The organism is Enterobacter sp. CPE_E863 (assembly GCF_046521465.1).
Lineage (GTDB): Bacteria > Pseudomonadota > Gammaproteobacteria > Enterobacterales > Enterobacteriaceae > Enterobacter > Enterobacter adelaidei.
In genome coordinates, this window is sequence record NZ_JBKFZX010000001.1 from 288221 (window position 1) to 303405 (window position 15185).

Annotated in this window: 15 protein-coding genes; 12 read left to right on the top strand and 3 right to left on the bottom strand. The window is 56.0% G+C overall.

The window, feature by feature from the left end; translation table 11 throughout:
- Window positions 1-114: 114 nt before the first annotated feature.
- On the bottom strand, window positions 115-504 hold the full coding sequence (panM, locus tag ACLHV8_RS01370) for an aspartate 1-decarboxylase autocleavage activator PanM (protein ID WP_134708604.1): 390 nt from the start codon (window positions 502-504) through the stop codon (window positions 115-117).
- Window positions 505-928: 424 nt separating this feature from the next.
- Here panM and livK point away from each other — a divergent pair, with 424 nt between their 5' ends.
- The 10 genes from livK (at window position 929) to ugpQ (ending at window position 11046) form a co-directional block, all read left to right on the top strand.
- Window positions 929-2038 carry a high-affinity branched-chain amino acid ABC transporter substrate-binding protein LivK gene (gene livK / locus ACLHV8_RS01375; protein ID WP_208594804.1) on the top strand — a complete coding sequence of 370 codons (1110 nt, stop codon included), beginning with the start codon at window positions 929-931 and terminating at the stop codon, window positions 2036-2038.
- Between the two features lie 46 nt (window positions 2039-2084).
- Window positions 2085-3011, top strand: coding sequence for a high-affinity branched-chain amino acid ABC transporter permease LivH (gene livH / locus ACLHV8_RS01380; RefSeq protein WP_028017954.1), 927 nt, complete (start codon window positions 2085-2087; stop codon window positions 3009-3011).
- Complete coding sequence (gene livM, locus ACLHV8_RS01385; protein WP_013099130.1) at window positions 3008-4285, top strand: branched chain amino acid ABC transporter permease LivM; 1278 nt, start codon at window positions 3008-3010, stop codon at window positions 4283-4285. Before livH ends, livM begins: the two co-directional genes overlap by 4 nt.
- Window positions 4282-5049 (top strand): high-affinity branched-chain amino acid ABC transporter ATP-binding protein LivG, encoded by a 768-nt coding sequence (gene livG / locus ACLHV8_RS01390; protein ID WP_008500101.1) that lies wholly within the window; start codon window positions 4282-4284, stop codon window positions 5047-5049. Before livM ends, livG begins: the two co-directional genes overlap by 4 nt.
- 17 nt (window positions 5050-5066) lie before the next feature.
- The gene (livF, locus tag ACLHV8_RS01395) at window positions 5067-5780 is read left to right on the top strand and encodes a high-affinity branched-chain amino acid ABC transporter ATP-binding protein LivF (protein WP_023298801.1); all 714 of its coding nucleotides are present in this window, start codon (window positions 5067-5069) and stop codon (window positions 5778-5780) included.
- 247 nt (window positions 5781-6027) lie between these two features.
- Entirely contained in the window at window positions 6028-7344 is a 1317-nt protein-coding gene (gene ugpB / locus ACLHV8_RS01400; RefSeq protein WP_028017953.1) for a sn-glycerol-3-phosphate ABC transporter substrate-binding protein UgpB, read from the top strand.
- Window positions 7345-7501: 157 nt separating this feature from the next.
- Window positions 7502-8389, top strand: a complete 888-nt coding sequence (gene ugpA, locus ACLHV8_RS01405) for a sn-glycerol-3-phosphate ABC transporter permease UgpA (RefSeq protein WP_023618241.1) — start codon at window positions 7502-7504, stop codon at window positions 8387-8389.
- The gene (gene ugpE / locus ACLHV8_RS01410; protein ID WP_114979554.1) at window positions 8386-9231 is read left to right on the top strand and encodes a sn-glycerol-3-phosphate ABC transporter permease UgpE; all 846 of its coding nucleotides are present in this window, start codon (window positions 8386-8388) and stop codon (window positions 9229-9231) included. Before ugpA ends, ugpE begins: the two co-directional genes overlap by 4 nt.
- Before the next feature lies 1 nt (window position 9232).
- Window positions 9233-10303: a sn-glycerol-3-phosphate import ATP-binding protein UgpC gene (locus ACLHV8_RS01415; protein WP_028017951.1), complete on the top strand. Its 1071-nt coding sequence runs from the start codon at window positions 9233-9235 to the stop codon at window positions 10301-10303.
- On the top strand, window positions 10300-11046 hold the full coding sequence (gene ugpQ, locus ACLHV8_RS01420; RefSeq protein WP_049007742.1) for a glycerophosphodiester phosphodiesterase: 747 nt from the start codon (window positions 10300-10302) through the stop codon (window positions 11044-11046). The genes ACLHV8_RS01415 and ugpQ overlap by 4 nt, the downstream gene beginning before the upstream one ends.
- Here the strand turns inward: ugpQ and ACLHV8_RS01425 are convergent.
- Entirely contained in the window at window positions 11030-11407 is a 378-nt protein-coding gene (locus ACLHV8_RS01425; protein ID WP_049007741.1) for a DUF2756 family protein, read from the bottom strand. The genes ugpQ and ACLHV8_RS01425 overlap by 17 nt on opposite strands.
- A gap of 123 nt (window positions 11408-11530) precedes the next feature.
- Between ACLHV8_RS01425 and ggt the strand changes: the two genes are divergently transcribed.
- Entirely contained in the window at window positions 11531-13276 is a 1746-nt protein-coding gene (gene ggt / locus ACLHV8_RS01430; RefSeq protein WP_208594805.1) for a gamma-glutamyltransferase, read from the top strand.
- A 77-nt stretch (window positions 13277-13353) separates the two neighbouring features.
- Here the strand turns inward: ggt and yhhY are convergent, their stop codons facing one another.
- Complete coding sequence (yhhY, locus tag ACLHV8_RS01435) at window positions 13354-13842, bottom strand: N-acetyltransferase (RefSeq protein ID WP_049007740.1); 489 nt, start codon at window positions 13840-13842, stop codon at window positions 13354-13356.
- Between the two features lie 255 nt (window positions 13843-14097).
- Here yhhY and ACLHV8_RS01440 point away from each other — a divergent pair, with 255 nt between their 5' ends.
- Window positions 14098-15135 (top strand): oxidoreductase, encoded by a 1038-nt coding sequence (locus tag ACLHV8_RS01440; protein ID WP_208594806.1) that lies wholly within the window; start codon window positions 14098-14100, stop codon window positions 15133-15135.
- Window positions 15136-15185 lie beyond the last annotated feature (50 nt).

A 15185-nucleotide genomic window follows, 5' to 3' on the forward strand; every position in this document is an offset into this window, starting at 1 on the left:
GCAACACGAAATTCTTGGGAAAAGCCGCAAAAAGGCAACGTAAGTTGCCTTTTTTAATGTTTTCTCCCTCTCCCCGTGGGAGAGGGTCGGGGTGAGGGCATCAGGCCGCACAGGTCATCCCTGGCGCTTCTCCCACCCATTCTCCTGCGCCGTAAACCCTAACGCCTGCATAAATGCCGCCATCACGCCACGGTCTTCCACGCCCACGTCGGCCATCCACCAGGAGGTCACGCTCGGGTTTTCGCGGATCACTTCTTCAATCAAATACTGCCCTACACCACGACGACGGGTGACGTCACGCACGCGCAGTGAATCCAGCGCCCCTTCGGTGCCGCTCAGAGTCACGCGAACCGCAGCCAGCAAACGTTCATTAAATCGCGCAGCATAAATGCGGTGAGTCTCGTCAACGCGCAGTGACGAAGGGGAATATTCCGGCCAGATCTTGCCCAGGTCGATATGATCCTGGTCGCTAAAGGTCACCAGACGAACGATTGTCAGTTTCATTAGCTTGTTGTCCAAATCAAATTGAGTAGGGGCAGTGTACTCAATTTATTCACTCAGCGGCTTCCTCTTTTTATTCTCATTAACCAGGTGATTAGTTTTTTGGCAGCGCGATGGGCAGTTTGAAAACACATGGATCGAAAAATAAGCAGAATTTTAACCTGAATGGTAGTGATTTATTCGGCGCTTTGTACCGTTATTTTATGCTGCAAACTGCACTTTTATTTGTTTATCTCTGCCTGATTTCAGAATATTATCTTTGCTTAATAGCCTGAAAAATAGAGATTTTAGTCTGGTTTTTGACAAAAACCTGCGCTAAACCATTAAAGGCACTGGTAAAAATAGCGTTGTGCATTAAAAGTACAGAATGCTTTTTAACCAGAATAAAACAAAATATAAACACGACATCACGAATGGGGATTCAGAGATGAGAAGGAACGCGAAAACGTTACTCGCGGGGATGGTTGCATTGTCGATTTCGCATGCGGCCATGGCGGAAGAGATTAAAGTTGCTGTAGTCGGTGCGATGTCCGGTCCTGTTGCCCAGTGGGGGGATATGGAGTTCAACGGTGCGCGCCAGGCCATCAAAGACATCAACGCCAAAGGTGGTATCAAAGGCGACAAACTGGTCGGTGTGGAATACGACGATGCCTGCGATCCCAAACAGGCCGTTGCGGTCGCCAACAAAATCGTCAACGACGGTATTCAGTATGTGATCGGCCACCTGTGCTCATCCTCCACCCAGCCTGCGTCTGATATCTACGAAGACGAAGGCATTCTGATGATCACCCCAGGTGCGACCAACCCGGAGCTGACCCAACGCGGCTATCAGCACATTATGCGTACCGCGGGTCTGGACTCCTCTCAGGGCCCAACCGCCGCCAAATACATCCTCGGCACCGTTAAGCCACAGCGCATTGCCATTATTCATGACAAACAGCAGTACGGTGAAGGCCTGGCGCGTTCCGTTCAGGACGGCCTGAAAAAAGGCGGCGCGAATGTCGTCTTCTTCGATGGAATTACCGCCGGTGAGAAAGATTTCTCCGCGCTGATCGCCCGTCTGCAAAAAGAGAATATTGATTTCGTTTATTACGGCGGCTACTACCCGGAAATGGGCCAGATGCTCCGCCAGGCGCGTTCGGTAGGGCTGAAAACCCAGTTTATGGGGCCGGAAGGCGTGGGTAACGCCTCCCTGTCAAACATCGCGGGTGATGCCGCCGAAGGCATGCTGGTTACGATGCCAAAACGCTATGACCAGGATCCGGCCAACAAGGCTATCGTTGATGCGCTCAAGGCGCAGAAGAAGGATCCGAGTGGTCCATACGTCTGGATCACCTACGCGGCTGTGCAGTCTCTGGCAACCGCACTGGATCGCTCCGGCAGCAAAGAACCGCTGGATCTGGTGAAAGATTTAAAAGCACACGGGGCGAACACCGTGATTGGGCCGCTGAACTGGGATGAGAAAGGCGATCTGAAGGGATTTGAGTTTGGTGTCTTTAAGTGGCACGCCGACGGTTCATCCTCGGCCGCCAAATAATTATCCCACCGCCCGGACTGACGGGCGGGTATAAAAAGGTTTGCATATGTCCGAGCAGTTTCTCTATTTCCTGCAGCAGATGTTTAACGGCGTCACGCTGGGAAGCACCTACGCGCTGATCGCCATCGGCTATACGATGGTTTACGGTATTATCGGCATGATTAACTTCGCCCACGGCGAGGTGTACATGATCGGTAGTTATGTCTCCTTTATGATCATCGCCGCGCTGATGATGATGGGTATCGACAGCAGCTGGCTGCTGGTCGCTGCCGGGTTTGTCGGCGCGATCGTGATTGCCAGTGCCTACGGCTGGAGCATCGAACGCGTGGCCTACCGGCCAGTGCGCAGCTCCAAGCGCCTGATTGCCCTGATCTCCGCCATCGGTATGTCAATATTCCTGCAAAACTACGTCAGCCTGACCGAAGGCTCGCGCGACGTGGCGCTGCCAAGCTTGTTTAATGGCCAGTGGGTTGTCGGGGCGAGTGATAACTTCTCTGCGTCTATTACCACCATGCAGTTGGTTATCTGGATCGTGACCTTCATTGCGATGCTGGCGCTGACCTTGTTCATTCGTTATTCCCGCATGGGGCGCGCCTGTCGTGCCTGCGCGGAAGACCTGAAGATGGCGAGCCTGCTTGGCATTAACACGGACCGTGTGATTGCACTTACCTTCGTGATTGGTGCGGCAATGGCTGCCGTCGCAGGTGTGCTGCTCGGTCAGTTCTACGGTGTGATTAACCCGTACATCGGCTTTATGGCCGGGATGAAAGCCTTCACCGCAGCGGTGCTGGGTGGTATCGGCAGCATTCCGGGCGCGATGATTGGCGGTCTTATCCTCGGCGTGGCCGAAGCGCTCTCCTCGGCGTATCTGAGTACGGAATATAAAGATGTGGTGTCGTTTGCCCTGCTGATTCTGGTTCTGCTGGTAATGCCTACCGGTATTCTGGGTCGTCCGGAGGTAGAGAAAGTATGAAACCGATGCATTTTGCAATGGCGCTGCTCTCTGCCGCCATGTTCTTCGTGCTGGCGGGCGTCTTTATGGGCGTTCAGTTAGAGCTGAACGGTACTAAGCTGGTGGTGGACACCGCAGCAGACATCCGCTGGCAGTGGGTGTTTATCGGCACTGCCGTGGTGTTCCTGTTCCAGCTGCTGCGTCCGCTGTTCCAGAAGACGCTGAAAGGCGTTTCTGGCCCGAAATTCGTGCTGCCTGCGATTGATGGTTCAACTGTTAAACAGAAGCTGTTCCTCGTCGCCCTGCTGGTGGCGGCGGTGGCGTGGCCGTTCGTGGTGTCGCGCGGGACGGTAGATATTGCCACTCTGACCATGATCTACGTGATCCTCGGTCTCGGTCTGAACGTGGTAGTGGGTTTGTCTGGCCTGCTGGTGCTGGGCTACGGCGGCTTCTACGCCATCGGCGCCTACACTTTTGCGCTGTTGAACCACTATTACGGCCTCGGCTTCTGGACATGTCTGCCGCTGGCGGGGTTGGTTTCTGCGGCTGCGGGCTTCCTGCTGGGCTTCCCGGTGCTGCGCCTGCGCGGTGACTACCTGGCGATTGTGACCTTAGGCTTTGGTGAAATCGTCCGTATCTTGCTGCTCAACAACACTGAAGTGACCGGTGGCCCGAACGGTATCAGCCAGATCCCGAAACCGACCTTCTTTGGTCTGGAATTCAGCCGTACCGCCCGTGAAGGCGGCTGGGATACCTTCAGCAACTTCTTTGGCGTGAAATACGACCCGTCTGACCGTGTCATCTGGCTCTACCTGGTGGCGCTGCTGTTGGTGGTGATTACCCTGTTTGTGATCAACCGTCTGCTGCGCATGCCGCTGGGCCGCGCGTGGGAAGCACTGCGTGAAGATGAGATCGCCTGCCGCTCCCTGGGCCTGAACCCTACCCGCATCAAGCTGACAGCGTTCACCATCAGTGCCGCGTTTGCCGGTTTTGCCGGAACGCTGTTTGCCGCACGCCAGGGCTTTGTCAGCCCGGAATCCTTCACTTTTGCCGAATCTGCCTTTGTGCTGGCGATTGTGGTGCTCGGCGGGATGGGTTCGCAGTTCGCCGTTATCCTGGCGGCCATCCTGCTGGTGGTCTCGCGTGAGCTGATGCGCGACTTTAACGAATACAGCATGCTGATGCTGGGTGGTTTAATGGTGCTGATGATGATCTGGCGTCCGCAGGGCTTGCTGCCGATGACCCGTCCACAGCTGAAGCTGAAGAACGGGCAAGCGAAAGGAGAGCAGGCATGAGTCAGCCATTATTATCCGTTAACGGTCTGATGATGCGTTTTGGCGGCCTGCTGGCGGTCAACAACGTGAATCTGGATCTGCACAAGAAAGAGATTGTCTCCCTGATTGGCCCGAACGGCGCGGGGAAAACCACGGTCTTCAACTGTTTGACCGGTTTCTACAAGCCGACGGGCGGCACCATTATGCTGCGCGACCAGCACCTTGAAGGCCTGCCCGGGCAACAGATCGCCCGTATGGGCGTGGTGCGTACTTTCCAGCACGTGCGTCTGTTCCGCGAGATGACGGTCATTGAGAACCTGCTGGTGGCGCAACATCAGCAGCTGAAAACCGGGCTTTTCTCCGGCCTGCTGAAAACCCCGGCCTTCCGTCGCGCGCAGGATGAAGCGCTGGATCGCGCTGCCACCTGGCTCGACCGCATCGGTCTGTTGCAGCACGCTAACCGTCAGGCTAGCAACCTGGCTTACGGCGACCAACGCCGTCTGGAGATTGTGCGTTGCATGGTGACGCAGCCGGAAATCCTGATGCTCGACGAACCTGCTGCTGGCCTCAACCCGAAAGAGACCAAAGAGCTGGACGAGCTGATTGCCGAGCTGCGCGATCATCACGACACCACCATCCTGCTGATTGAGCACGATATGAAGCTGGTGATGGGCATTTCTGACCGTATCTACGTGGTAAACCAGGGCACGCCGCTGGCAAACGGCACGCCGGAAGAGATCCGCAACAATCCGGACGTGATCCGCGCCTATTTAGGCGAAGCATAATGGGGGCGAGCCATAAGATGGAAAAAGCGATGTTAACGTTCGACAAGGTCAATGCGCACTACGGCAAGATTCAGGCGCTGCACGATGTCAGCCTTCATATCAATCAGGGTGAAATCGTCACCCTGATTGGGGCCAACGGCGCGGGCAAAACCACACTGCTCGGCACCCTGTGCGGTGACCCGCGCGCGACCAGCGGGCGAATTGTGTTTGATGGCAAAGACATTACCGACTGGCAGACCGCCAAAATCATGCGTGAAGCGGTGGCGATTGTGCCGGAAGGGCGCCGCGTGTTTTCCCGCATGACGGTGGAAGAGAACCTGGCGATGGGCGGCTTCTTTGCCCACCGCGATGAATACCAGACCCGCATCAAGTGGGTGTATGAACTCTTCCCGCGCCTGTGGGAACGCCGTATTCAGCGTGCGGGCACTATGTCCGGTGGTGAACAGCAGATGCTGGCGATTGGCCGTGCGTTGATGAGCCAGCCGCGATTGTTGCTGCTCGATGAACCGTCGCTGGGGCTTGCGCCAATCATCATCCAGCAGATTTTCGACACCATCGAACAGTTGCGTAAAGAGGGGATGACCATCTTCCTCGTCGAGCAGAATGCTAACCAGGCGCTGAAGCTTGCAGACCGTGGCTACGTGCTGGAGAACGGCCGCGTGGTGCTTTCTGATACCGGAGACGCGCTGCTCGCGAACGAGGCGGTGCGGAGCGCTTATTTAGGCGGCTGAGCCGTCTTCATCGCCCGGTGGCGCTTACGCTTACCGGGCCTACAGGATCGAGTAGGCCGGGTAAGGCGTAGCCGCCACCCGGCTTTTTTTCACCCCAACCCCCTTCACACAACCATCATCCCCCTGACGCCTGGCTGTCACTTATCTGTAAACAAACAGTTATTTTTCTGTCATTCGAGCATGTCATGTTACCTCGCGAGCATAAAACGCGTGATATCGCGCATCCGGCACAATAAGAGAGATGACAATGACATCGTTACGACACACAGCTTTGGGTCTGGCAATTGGTCTGGCTTTTGCGACGAACGCAATGGCTGTCACCACCATTCCGTTCTGGCATTCCATGGAAGGGGAGTTGGGTAAAGAAGTTGACTCCCTGGCGCAGCGTTTCAACGACACCCATCCGGATTACAAAATTGTGCCGGTGTATAAAGGTAACTACGAGCAGAGCCTGAGCGCAGGTATTGCTGCTTTCCGTACCGGCAACGCGCCTGCGCTGTTACAGGTTTATGAAGTGGGTACCGCCACCATGATGGCCTCTAAAGCCATCAAACCGGTGTACGAAGTCTTTAAAGACGCGGGTATCAACTTCGACGAATCCCAGTTCGTACCGACCGTTTCCGGTTACTACACCGATTCCAAAACTGGCCACCTGCTGTCCCAGCCGTTTAACAGCTCCACCCCTGTGCTGTACTACAACAAAGACGCCTTCAAAAAAGCCGGTTTAGATCCAGAGCAGCCGCCAAAAACCTGGCAGGATCTGGCCGAGTACACCGCGAAGCTGAAAGCGGCAGGGATGAAGTGCGGTTATGCGAGCGGCTGGCAGGGCTGGATCCAGATTGAAAACTTCAGCGCCTGGCATGGCCTGCCGGTGGCGACCAAAAACAACGGTTTCGACGGCACTGACGCGGTCCTGGAGTTCAATAAGCCAGAGCAGGTGAAACACATTGCGCTCCTGGAAGAACTCAACAAGAAGGGCGATTTCAGCTACTACGGCCGTAAAGACGAATCCACCGAGAAGTTCTACAACGGCGATTGCGCTATTACTACCGCTTCTTCCGGCTCGCTGGCAGACATCCGTCATTACGCCAAATTCAACTACGGCGTGGGCATGATGCCTTACGACGCTGACGTGAAAGGCGCGCCGCAGAACGCCATCATCGGCGGGGCAAGCCTGTGGGTGATGCAGGGCAAAGACAAGGGCACCTACAAAGGCGTGGCTGAGTTCCTGGATTTCCTGGCAAAACCAGAAAATGCCGCCGAATGGCACCAGAAAACCGGTTACCTGCCAATCACCAAAGCCGCCTATGACCTGACCCGCGAGCAGGGTTTCTACAGCAAGAACCCGGGCGCGGACATCGCGACGCGCCAGATGCTGAACAAGCCGCCGTTGCCGTACACCAAAGGTCTGCGTCTGGGCAATATGCCGCAGATCCGCACCATCGTCGATGAAGAACTGGAAAGCGTGTGGACCGGGAAGAAAACGCCACAGCAGGCGCTGGACTCTGCGGTAGAGCGCGGAAATCAGCTGCTGCGCCGCTTTGAGCAGTCGACCAAATCGTAATCCGTGATTCGCCCGGTGGCGCTGCGCTTACCGGGCCTACGGGGATCGTGCGGGCTGATGCCCTCACCCCAACCCTCTCCCACGGGGAGAGGGAGAAATATTTGTAGGCCGGGTAAGGCGCAGCCGCCACCCGGCATTGTTCAGGAACCAAATCTCAATGTCATCATCCCGTCCGGTGTTCCGGTCCCGCTGGCTGCCCTATCTGCTGGTCGCGCCACAGCTGGTCATCACCGTTATCTTCTTTATCTGGCCTGCGGGCGAAGCGCTGTGGTATTCGGTGCAAAGCGTCGATCCGTTCGGGCTTTCCAGCCAGTTTGTTGGCCTGGACAACTTCACCGCGCTGTTCCATGACAGCTACTACCTGGACTCCTTCTGGACGACGATGAAGTTCAGCGCGCTGGTCACCGTCAGCGGCCTTGTTGCCTCGCTGTTTTTCGCCGCGCTGGTGGATTACGTGGTGCGCGGCAGCCGTCTGTATCAAACGCTGATGCTGCTGCCTTACGCCGTAGCGCCCGCCGTCGCTGCCGTGCTGTGGATCTTCCTGTTTAACCCTGGCCGCGGGCTGATTACCCACTTCCTGGCAGAGTTCGGCTACGACTGGAACCACGCGCAGAACAGCGGCCAGGCGATGTTCCTGGTGGTATTCGCCTCGGTGTGGAAGCAGATCAGCTACAACTTCCTGTTCTTCTTTGCCGCGCTGCAGTCCATTCCGCGCTCGCTGGTGGAAGCTGCGGCAATTGACGGCGCAGGGCCTATTCGTCGTTTCTTCAGGCTGTCGCTGCCGCTGATCGCCCCGGTGAGTTTCTTCCTGCTGGTGGTTAACCTCGTGTACGCCTTCTTCGATACCTTCCCGGTGATCGACGCAGCGACCGCAGGCGGCCCGGTGCAGGCGACAACGACGCTTATCTATAAGATCTACCGCGAAGGTTTTGCTGGCCTGGATCTCTCGGCCTCTGCCGCGCAGTCCGTCGTGCTGATGTTCCTTGTCATCATCCTCACGGTGGTGCAGTTCCGTTATGTCGAAAGTAAGGTGCGCTACCAATGATTGAGAACCGTCGCGGGCTGACGATTTTCAGCCATACCATGCTGATTTTAGGGATTATTGTCATCCTGTTCCCGTTGTACGTGGCCTTTGTCGCCGCCACGCTGGACACCAAGGCGGTGTTTGATACGCCGATGACGCTGATCCCGGGCGGTCATCTTTTCGAGAATATGTCGACCATCTGGACGCAGGGCGTGGGTGTTAACAGCGCACCGTTCTGGTTGATGATGCTCAACAGTTTCATCATGGCGTTCGGTATCACGGTGGGCAAAATTACAGTGTCGATGCTCTCGGCCTTTGCCATCGTCTGGTTCCGCTTTCCGCTGCGTAACCTGTTCTTCTGGATGATCTTTATTACGCTGATGTTGCCGGTGGAGGTGCGTATCTTCCCGACGGTGGAGGTCATCGCCAACCTGAAGATGCTCGACAGCTATGCGGGCTTAACCCTGCCGCTGATGGCCTCGGCGACCGCCACCTTCCTGTTCCGCCAGTTCTTTATGACCCTGCCGGACGAGCTGATTGAAGCCGCGCGTATCGACGGCGCTTCACCGATGCGCTTCTTCCGCGACATCGTGCTGCCGCTGTCGAAAACCAACCTCGCGGCGCTGTTTGTGATCACCTTTATCTATGGCTGGAACCAGTACCTGTGGCCACTGCTGATTATTCAGGACGTCAACCTCGGCACTGCCGTGGCAGGCATCAAAGGCATGATCGCCACTGGTGAAGGTACCACCCTCTGGAACCAGGTGATGGCGGCGATGCTGCTCACCCTTATCCCACCCGTAGTCATTGTTTTAGCCATGCAACGTGCATTTGTCCGTGGCCTGGTCGATAGCGAGAAATAAGATGGCAGGTTTAAAACTTCAGGCAGTTACTAAAAGCTGGGATGGCAAAACCCAGGTTATTCAGCCGTTAACGCTCGACGTGGCGGACGGCGAATTTATCGTGATGGTCGGGCCGTCCGGCTGCGGTAAATCAACCTTGTTGCGCATGGTGGCGGGGCTTGAGCGCGTGACCTCCGGGGATATCTGGATTGACCGTCAGCGCGTCACCGAAATGGAGCCGAAAGACAGAGGCATCGCGATGGTGTTCCAGAACTACGCGCTCTATCCGCACATGAGTGTGGAAGAGAACATGGCCTGGGGGCTGAAAATCCGCGGAATGGGCAAAGGGCATATCGAGGAGCGCGTGAGAGAAGCGGCCCGCATTCTGGAGCTGGATGGCCTGCTGAAGCGCCGACCGCGTGAGCTTTCCGGCGGTCAGCGTCAGCGTGTGGCGATGGGGCGCGCGATTGTGCGTGACCCGGCGGTGTTCCTGTTTGATGAACCGCTTTCCAACCTCGACGCCAAGCTGCGCGTGCAGATGCGCCTGGAGCTACAGCAGCTGCATCGCCGCCTGAAAACCACCTCTTTGTACGTGACCCACGATCAGGTCGAAGCGATGACGCTCGCCCAGCGCGTGATGGTGATGAACAAGGGGATAGCTGAGCAGATCGGCACCCCGGTTGAAGTGTATGAAAAACCGGCCACCCGCTTTGTGGCGAGCTTTATCGGCAGCCCGGCAATGAACCTGCTGGAAGGGCGTATCAGCAGTGCTGGAACCCATTTTGAGCTGGAAAGCGGGATGGCATTGCCAATCAACTGGTACTATCGTGGCTACGCCGGGCGTAAAATGACGCTCGGTATCCGCCCGGAGCATATTGGTTTAACCTCTCAGGCGGAAGGCGGCGTACCGCTGGTGATGGATACGCTGGAGATGCTGGGGGCTGATAACCTGGCGCACGGACGTTGGGGCGAGCAAAAAATGGTGGTGCGTCTGGCACATCAGGAACGCCCTAAAGCCGGCAGCACGCTATGGCTGCATCTGCCGGAAAATCACCTGCACTTATTTGACGGTGAAACAGGACAACGAGTATGAGCAACTGGCCTTATCCCCATATTGTCGCCCACCGTGGCGGCGGTAAACTGGCGCCGGAAAACACCCTGGCGGCAATTGATGTTGGCGCGCGTTACGGCCACACGATGATCGAATTCGACGCCAAGCTGTCGAAAGACGGCGAAATTTTCCTGCTGCATGACGATAACCTCGAACGCACCAGCAACGGCTGGGGTGTGGCGGGTGAATTGCCGTGGCGCGATCTGCTGAAAGTGGATGCCGGAAGCTGGTACAGCGGTGAATTCAAAGGCGAGCCGCTGCCGCTGCTGGCGGAAGTGGCGGACCGCTGCCGTCAGCACGGGATGATGGCCAATATTGAAATCAAACCGACAACCGGCACCGGGCCGCTAACGGGCAAGGTCATCGCGCTGGCCGCGCGTGAGTTGTGGGAAGGAATGACCGCGCCGTTGCTCTCCTCGTTTGAAATTGACGCCCTGGAGGCGGCGCAGGCGGCCGTGCCGGAACTGCCGCGCGGGCTATTGCTGGATGAGTGGCGCGAAGACTGGCGCGAGCTGACTATCCGTTTAGCGTGTGTCTCTATCCATCTCAATCACAAGTTGCTGGATGAGGCGCGCGTGAAGATGCTGAAAGACGCGGGTCTGCATATTCTGGTCTACACCGTCAATAAACCCCAGCGTGCAGCCGAACTGCTGCGCTGGGGCGTGGACAGCATCTGTACCGATGCGATTGACGTCATCGGCCCGGACTTTAGTTCTGCGGATTAAGCATACTGCCATTCGACTGCGGCGGCAGCATATGCTGCTGTCCGCTGCTCTGCATTGTTCCGTTGCCTAACATGCCACCGTTATGGTTGGGCAGCGGCTGTTCCCGTACCTGGCCCTGCTGCACGCGCTGAGTGTTGGCGTTCATCTGATTTTGCAGGCTTTGCTGCTGCATCTGGGTCTGCGTTTTCAACTGCTGGTTAAGCATCCCTTTTTGCTGCTGCTGTTGGCTCATCATCTCCGTCTGCATACGCTGCTGGCTCGGAATGACATAACCCTGCTGGTTCGGATTGTTCATGGTATTCAGTGGCTGTGCGAGCGCGGTAAACGGTAACAGCGCGGTAAGAATCAGTAAGCGTTTCATTGTCATTTCCTCCTTTTGAGGCCTCTCTTAAGTTTACCCTGATTTCACCATGACGATGATTTTTTAGGAGTTGTGAACCAGGCTTAAGCGGGGAATATGGATCCCTTCACCTGGAGAACAATAATGATGAAACCAACATTTTTACGCTGGGTAGCGATCGCCGCGCTGATGGCAGGCGGCACATTTAGCGTGGCGGCCAACCCGCCAGCGGCACCGCCAGTCTCTTACGGCGTGGAGGAAGATGTCTTTCATCCCGTGAGGGCAACCCACGGGATGGTGGCATCCGTGGATGCACTGGCGACCCGCGTGGGCGTCGACATTCTCAAGCAGGGCGGTAACGCGGTGGATGCGGCTGTTGCCGTCGGGTACGCGCTGGCGGTGACGCATCCGCAGGCGGGTAACCTGGGGGGCGGGGGGTTTATGATGCTGCGCACCAAAGACGGGAAAACCACGGCTATCGACTTCCGTGAAATGGCTCCCGGCAAGGCTTCCCGCGATATGTTCCTTGACGATCAGGGCAATCCGGACAGCAAAAAATCGCTGACCTCGCATCTCGCGTCCGGCACGCCGGGCACCGTGGCGGGCTTCTCTCTGGCGCTGGAAAAATACGGCACTCTGCCGCTGAACAAAGTCGTGCAGCCTGCCATCAAGCTGGCGCGGGATGGCTTTATTGTGAATGACGCCCTGGCCGACGATCTCAAAACCTACGGTAGTGAAGTCATTCCGAACCATGAAAACAGCAAGGCGATCTTCTGGAAAGACGGTGAGCCGCTGAAGAAGGGCGATAAGCTGGTGCAGAAGAACCTTGCCAAAAGCCTGGAGCTGATTGCGGAGCACGGCCCGGACGCCTTCTACAAAGGCGCGATTGCAGACCAGATTGCTGAAGAGATGCAAAAGAACGGCGGGCTCATCACCAAAGCGGATCTGGCAGAATACAAGGCGGTGGAGCGTGCGCCGATCAGTGGAACCTATCGCGGCTACGAAGTCTTCTCCATGCCACCGCCGTCCTCTGGTGGCATTCACATCGTGCAGATCCTCAACATTCTTGAAAACTTCGATATGCACAAATTCGGCTTCGGCAGTGCCGATGCCATGCAGGTGATGGCCGAGGCGGAAAAGCATGCCTACGCTGACCGTTCGGAATATCTCGGCGATCCGGACTTCGTGAAGGTGCCGTGGCAGGCGCTGACCAATAAGGCTTATGCCAAATCGATTGCTGAACAGATCGACATCAACAAGGCTAAGCCGTCGAGTGAGATCCGCCCGGGCAAGCTGGCACCGTACGAAAGCAACCAGACCACCCATTTCTCGGTGGTGGATAAAGACGGTAACGCGGTGGCGGTGACCTATACGCTGAATACCACCTTCGGCACCGGGATTGTGGCGGGCAATAGCGGCATTCTGCTGAATAACGAGATGGATGATTTCTCTGCCAAACCGGGTGTGCCGAACGTCTACGGGCTGGTCGGTGGTGATGCGAATGCGGTGGGGCCGAAGAAGCGTCCATTGTCTTCCATGTCGCCTACCATCGTGGTGAAAGACGGTAAAATCTGGCTGGTGACCGGTAGCCCGGGCGGCAGCCGCATTATCACGACTGTGCTGCAAATGGTCGTGAACAGTATCGACTTTGGGATGAACGTTGCCGAAGCGACCAATGCCCCGCGTTTCCACCATCAGTGGCTGCCGGATGAGCTGCGTGTCGAGAAGGGCTTTAGCCCGGATACGATCAAACTGCTGGAGCAGCGCGGACAGAAGGTGGCGGTGAAAGAGGCGATGGGGAGCACCCAGAGCATTATGGTCGGGCCGGATGGCGCACTGTTTGGGGCATCGGACCCGCGTTCGGTGGATGATTTAACGGCGGGGTATTGATTATATTGCCGGGTGGCGGTTTCGCCTTACCCGGCCTACGTTTTTCATTCCCTCTCCCACAGGGTGAGGGCAACAAACTACTTCATTCTCGCCATATAATACGCATCGACATACTCGCCGTTGCGCAGTCCGTAACGTTTGCCGGTGCCTTCAATTTCGAATCCGTGCTTCTTGTAGACCGCAATGGCCGGTTCGTTGTCGACAAACACCGTCAGCTCAATACGATCAACCCGCAGCCAGTTGTCGCACATATCAATCATGGTGCGAAGCAGCGCGCTGGCAACGCCGCGGTTGTGCCACTGCGCCCCTACACAAATACCGAAATCAGCGACGTGGCTGCGGCGCGGCCGCTGTGCGACATCAATCGTGAGATGCCCGACGACGATATCATCAATGCAGGCAACTAACTGCTTAATCCCAGGCTGATCGCTTAGCCGCAACTGCCACATTTCCATAGAAGGATGAGGGACTTGTAGCGTGTTGTGGTACACCTCCGGCTGGGCGTGAATCTGACGAATAGCGTCATAATCTTTCGGTTCAGCGTGGCGTATCACTATCTCACTCATTCCTTCGTCCTCTGTGGGTTAATGTCCTCTTTAACATCAGTGACTTTAAAATTTGAGTCAACCGCTATTTTTTGCAAAAAGTATTGGACAACTGCGAATGAGAATGATTATTATTGTCCTGCATTCAGGAAGACCGCTACGGGAACCTGAAAGCACGACATTGCTCACATTGCTTCCAGTATTACTTTAGCCAGCTTTTAGCTGGCTTTTTTTTTGTTATGGTAGATCTCAGTAACCTTCCAAAAGGACTGAGCCATGACACTACATTGCGCATTTATTGGATTTGGTAAAAGTACGACCCGCTATCACCTTCCGTATGTCCTTCATCGTAAAGATTCCTGGCATGTGGCCCATATCTACCGCCGCCGCGCGAAGCCAGAGGAGCAGTCTCCGCAGTATTCCCACATCCATTTCACCAGCGATCTGGACGAAATCCTTAACGATCCGCAGGTGAAACTGGTCGTTGTCTGTACTCATGCTGACAGCCATTTTGACTACGCGAAACGCGCCCTGGAAGCAGGCAAAAACGTGCTGGTGGAAAAACCGTTTACGCCGACCATCGCCGAAGCGAAGGCGTTGTTCGCACTGGCGAAAAGTAAAGGGCTGACCGTTACGCCATATCAAAACCGTCGCTTTGACAGCTGTTTCCTGACGGCGAAAAAAGCGATTGAGAGCGGTAAGCTCGGTGACATCGTCGAGATTGAAAGTCATTTTGACTACTATCGCCCGGTGGCAGAAACCCAACCTGGTCTGCCTCAGGATGGCGCATTCTATGGGCTGGGTGTACACACCATGGATCAGGTCATCTCCCTGTTTGGTCGCCCGGACTACGTGGCATATGACATCCGCAGCCTGCGTAACAAAGCCAACCCGGACGACACGTTTGAAGCGCAGCTGTTCTACGGCGACCTGAAAGCCATTGTCAAAACCAGCCATCTGGTGAAAATCGACTATCCGAAATTTATCGTTCACGGTACGAAAGGCTCGTTTATCAAATACGGTATTGACCAGCAGGAGACCAGCCTGAAGGCCAATATCATGCCGGGTGAACCGGGCTTTGCGGCGGATGATTCGGTTGGCGTGCTGGAATATGTGAAGGCGGATGGCACGACGGCCAGAGAAGAGCTGAAGCCCGAGGTGGGTGATTATGGCCGCGTGTACGATGCACTGTTTGCGACTATCCATAGCGGTGCGGCGAATTACGTCAAGGAATCTGACGTTCTGACTAACCTTGAAATCCTTGAACGGGCCTTTGAACAGGCTTCTCCTGCCACGGTAACCCTCGCGAAATAAGCAAAAATGGCTCCTCTGCGCTTGTTCATAATTTTTGAACAGAGGAGTCA

What these genes read in the sequence shown, in the direction of transcription:
- panM (WP_134708604.1), bottom strand. Translation starts at nt 504, where the DNA reads ATGAAACTGACAATCGTTCGTCTGGTGACCTTTAGCGACCAGGATCAT.
- livK (WP_208594804.1), top strand. Translation starts at nt 929, where the DNA reads ATGAGAAGGAACGCGAAAACGTTACTCGCGGGGATGGTTGCATTGTCG.
- livH (WP_028017954.1), top strand. Translation starts at nt 2,085, where the DNA reads ATGTCCGAGCAGTTTCTCTATTTCCTGCAGCAGATGTTTAACGGCGTC.
- livM (WP_013099130.1), top strand. Translation starts at nt 3,008, where the DNA reads ATGAAACCGATGCATTTTGCAATGGCGCTGCTCTCTGCCGCCATGTTC.
- livG (WP_008500101.1), top strand. Translation starts at nt 4,282, where the DNA reads ATGAGTCAGCCATTATTATCCGTTAACGGTCTGATGATGCGTTTTGGC.
- livF (WP_023298801.1), top strand. Translation starts at nt 5,067, where the DNA reads ATGGAAAAAGCGATGTTAACGTTCGACAAGGTCAATGCGCACTACGGC.
- ugpB (WP_028017953.1), top strand. Translation starts at nt 6,028, where the DNA reads ATGACATCGTTACGACACACAGCTTTGGGTCTGGCAATTGGTCTGGCT.
- ugpA (WP_023618241.1), top strand. Translation starts at nt 7,502, where the DNA reads ATGTCATCATCCCGTCCGGTGTTCCGGTCCCGCTGGCTGCCCTATCTG.
- ugpE (WP_114979554.1), top strand. Translation starts at nt 8,386, where the DNA reads ATGATTGAGAACCGTCGCGGGCTGACGATTTTCAGCCATACCATGCTG.
- ACLHV8_RS01415 (WP_028017951.1), top strand. Translation starts at nt 9,233, where the DNA reads ATGGCAGGTTTAAAACTTCAGGCAGTTACTAAAAGCTGGGATGGCAAA.
- ugpQ (WP_049007742.1), top strand. Translation starts at nt 10,300, where the DNA reads ATGAGCAACTGGCCTTATCCCCATATTGTCGCCCACCGTGGCGGCGGT.
- ACLHV8_RS01425 (WP_049007741.1), bottom strand. Translation starts at nt 11,407, where the DNA reads ATGAAACGCTTACTGATTCTTACCGCGCTGTTACCGTTTACCGCGCTC.
- ggt (WP_208594805.1), top strand. Translation starts at nt 11,531, where the DNA reads ATGATGAAACCAACATTTTTACGCTGGGTAGCGATCGCCGCGCTGATG.
- yhhY (WP_049007740.1), bottom strand. Translation starts at nt 13,842, where the DNA reads ATGAGTGAGATAGTGATACGCCACGCTGAACCGAAAGATTATGACGCT.
- ACLHV8_RS01440 (WP_208594806.1), top strand. Translation starts at nt 14,098, where the DNA reads ATGACACTACATTGCGCATTTATTGGATTTGGTAAAAGTACGACCCGC.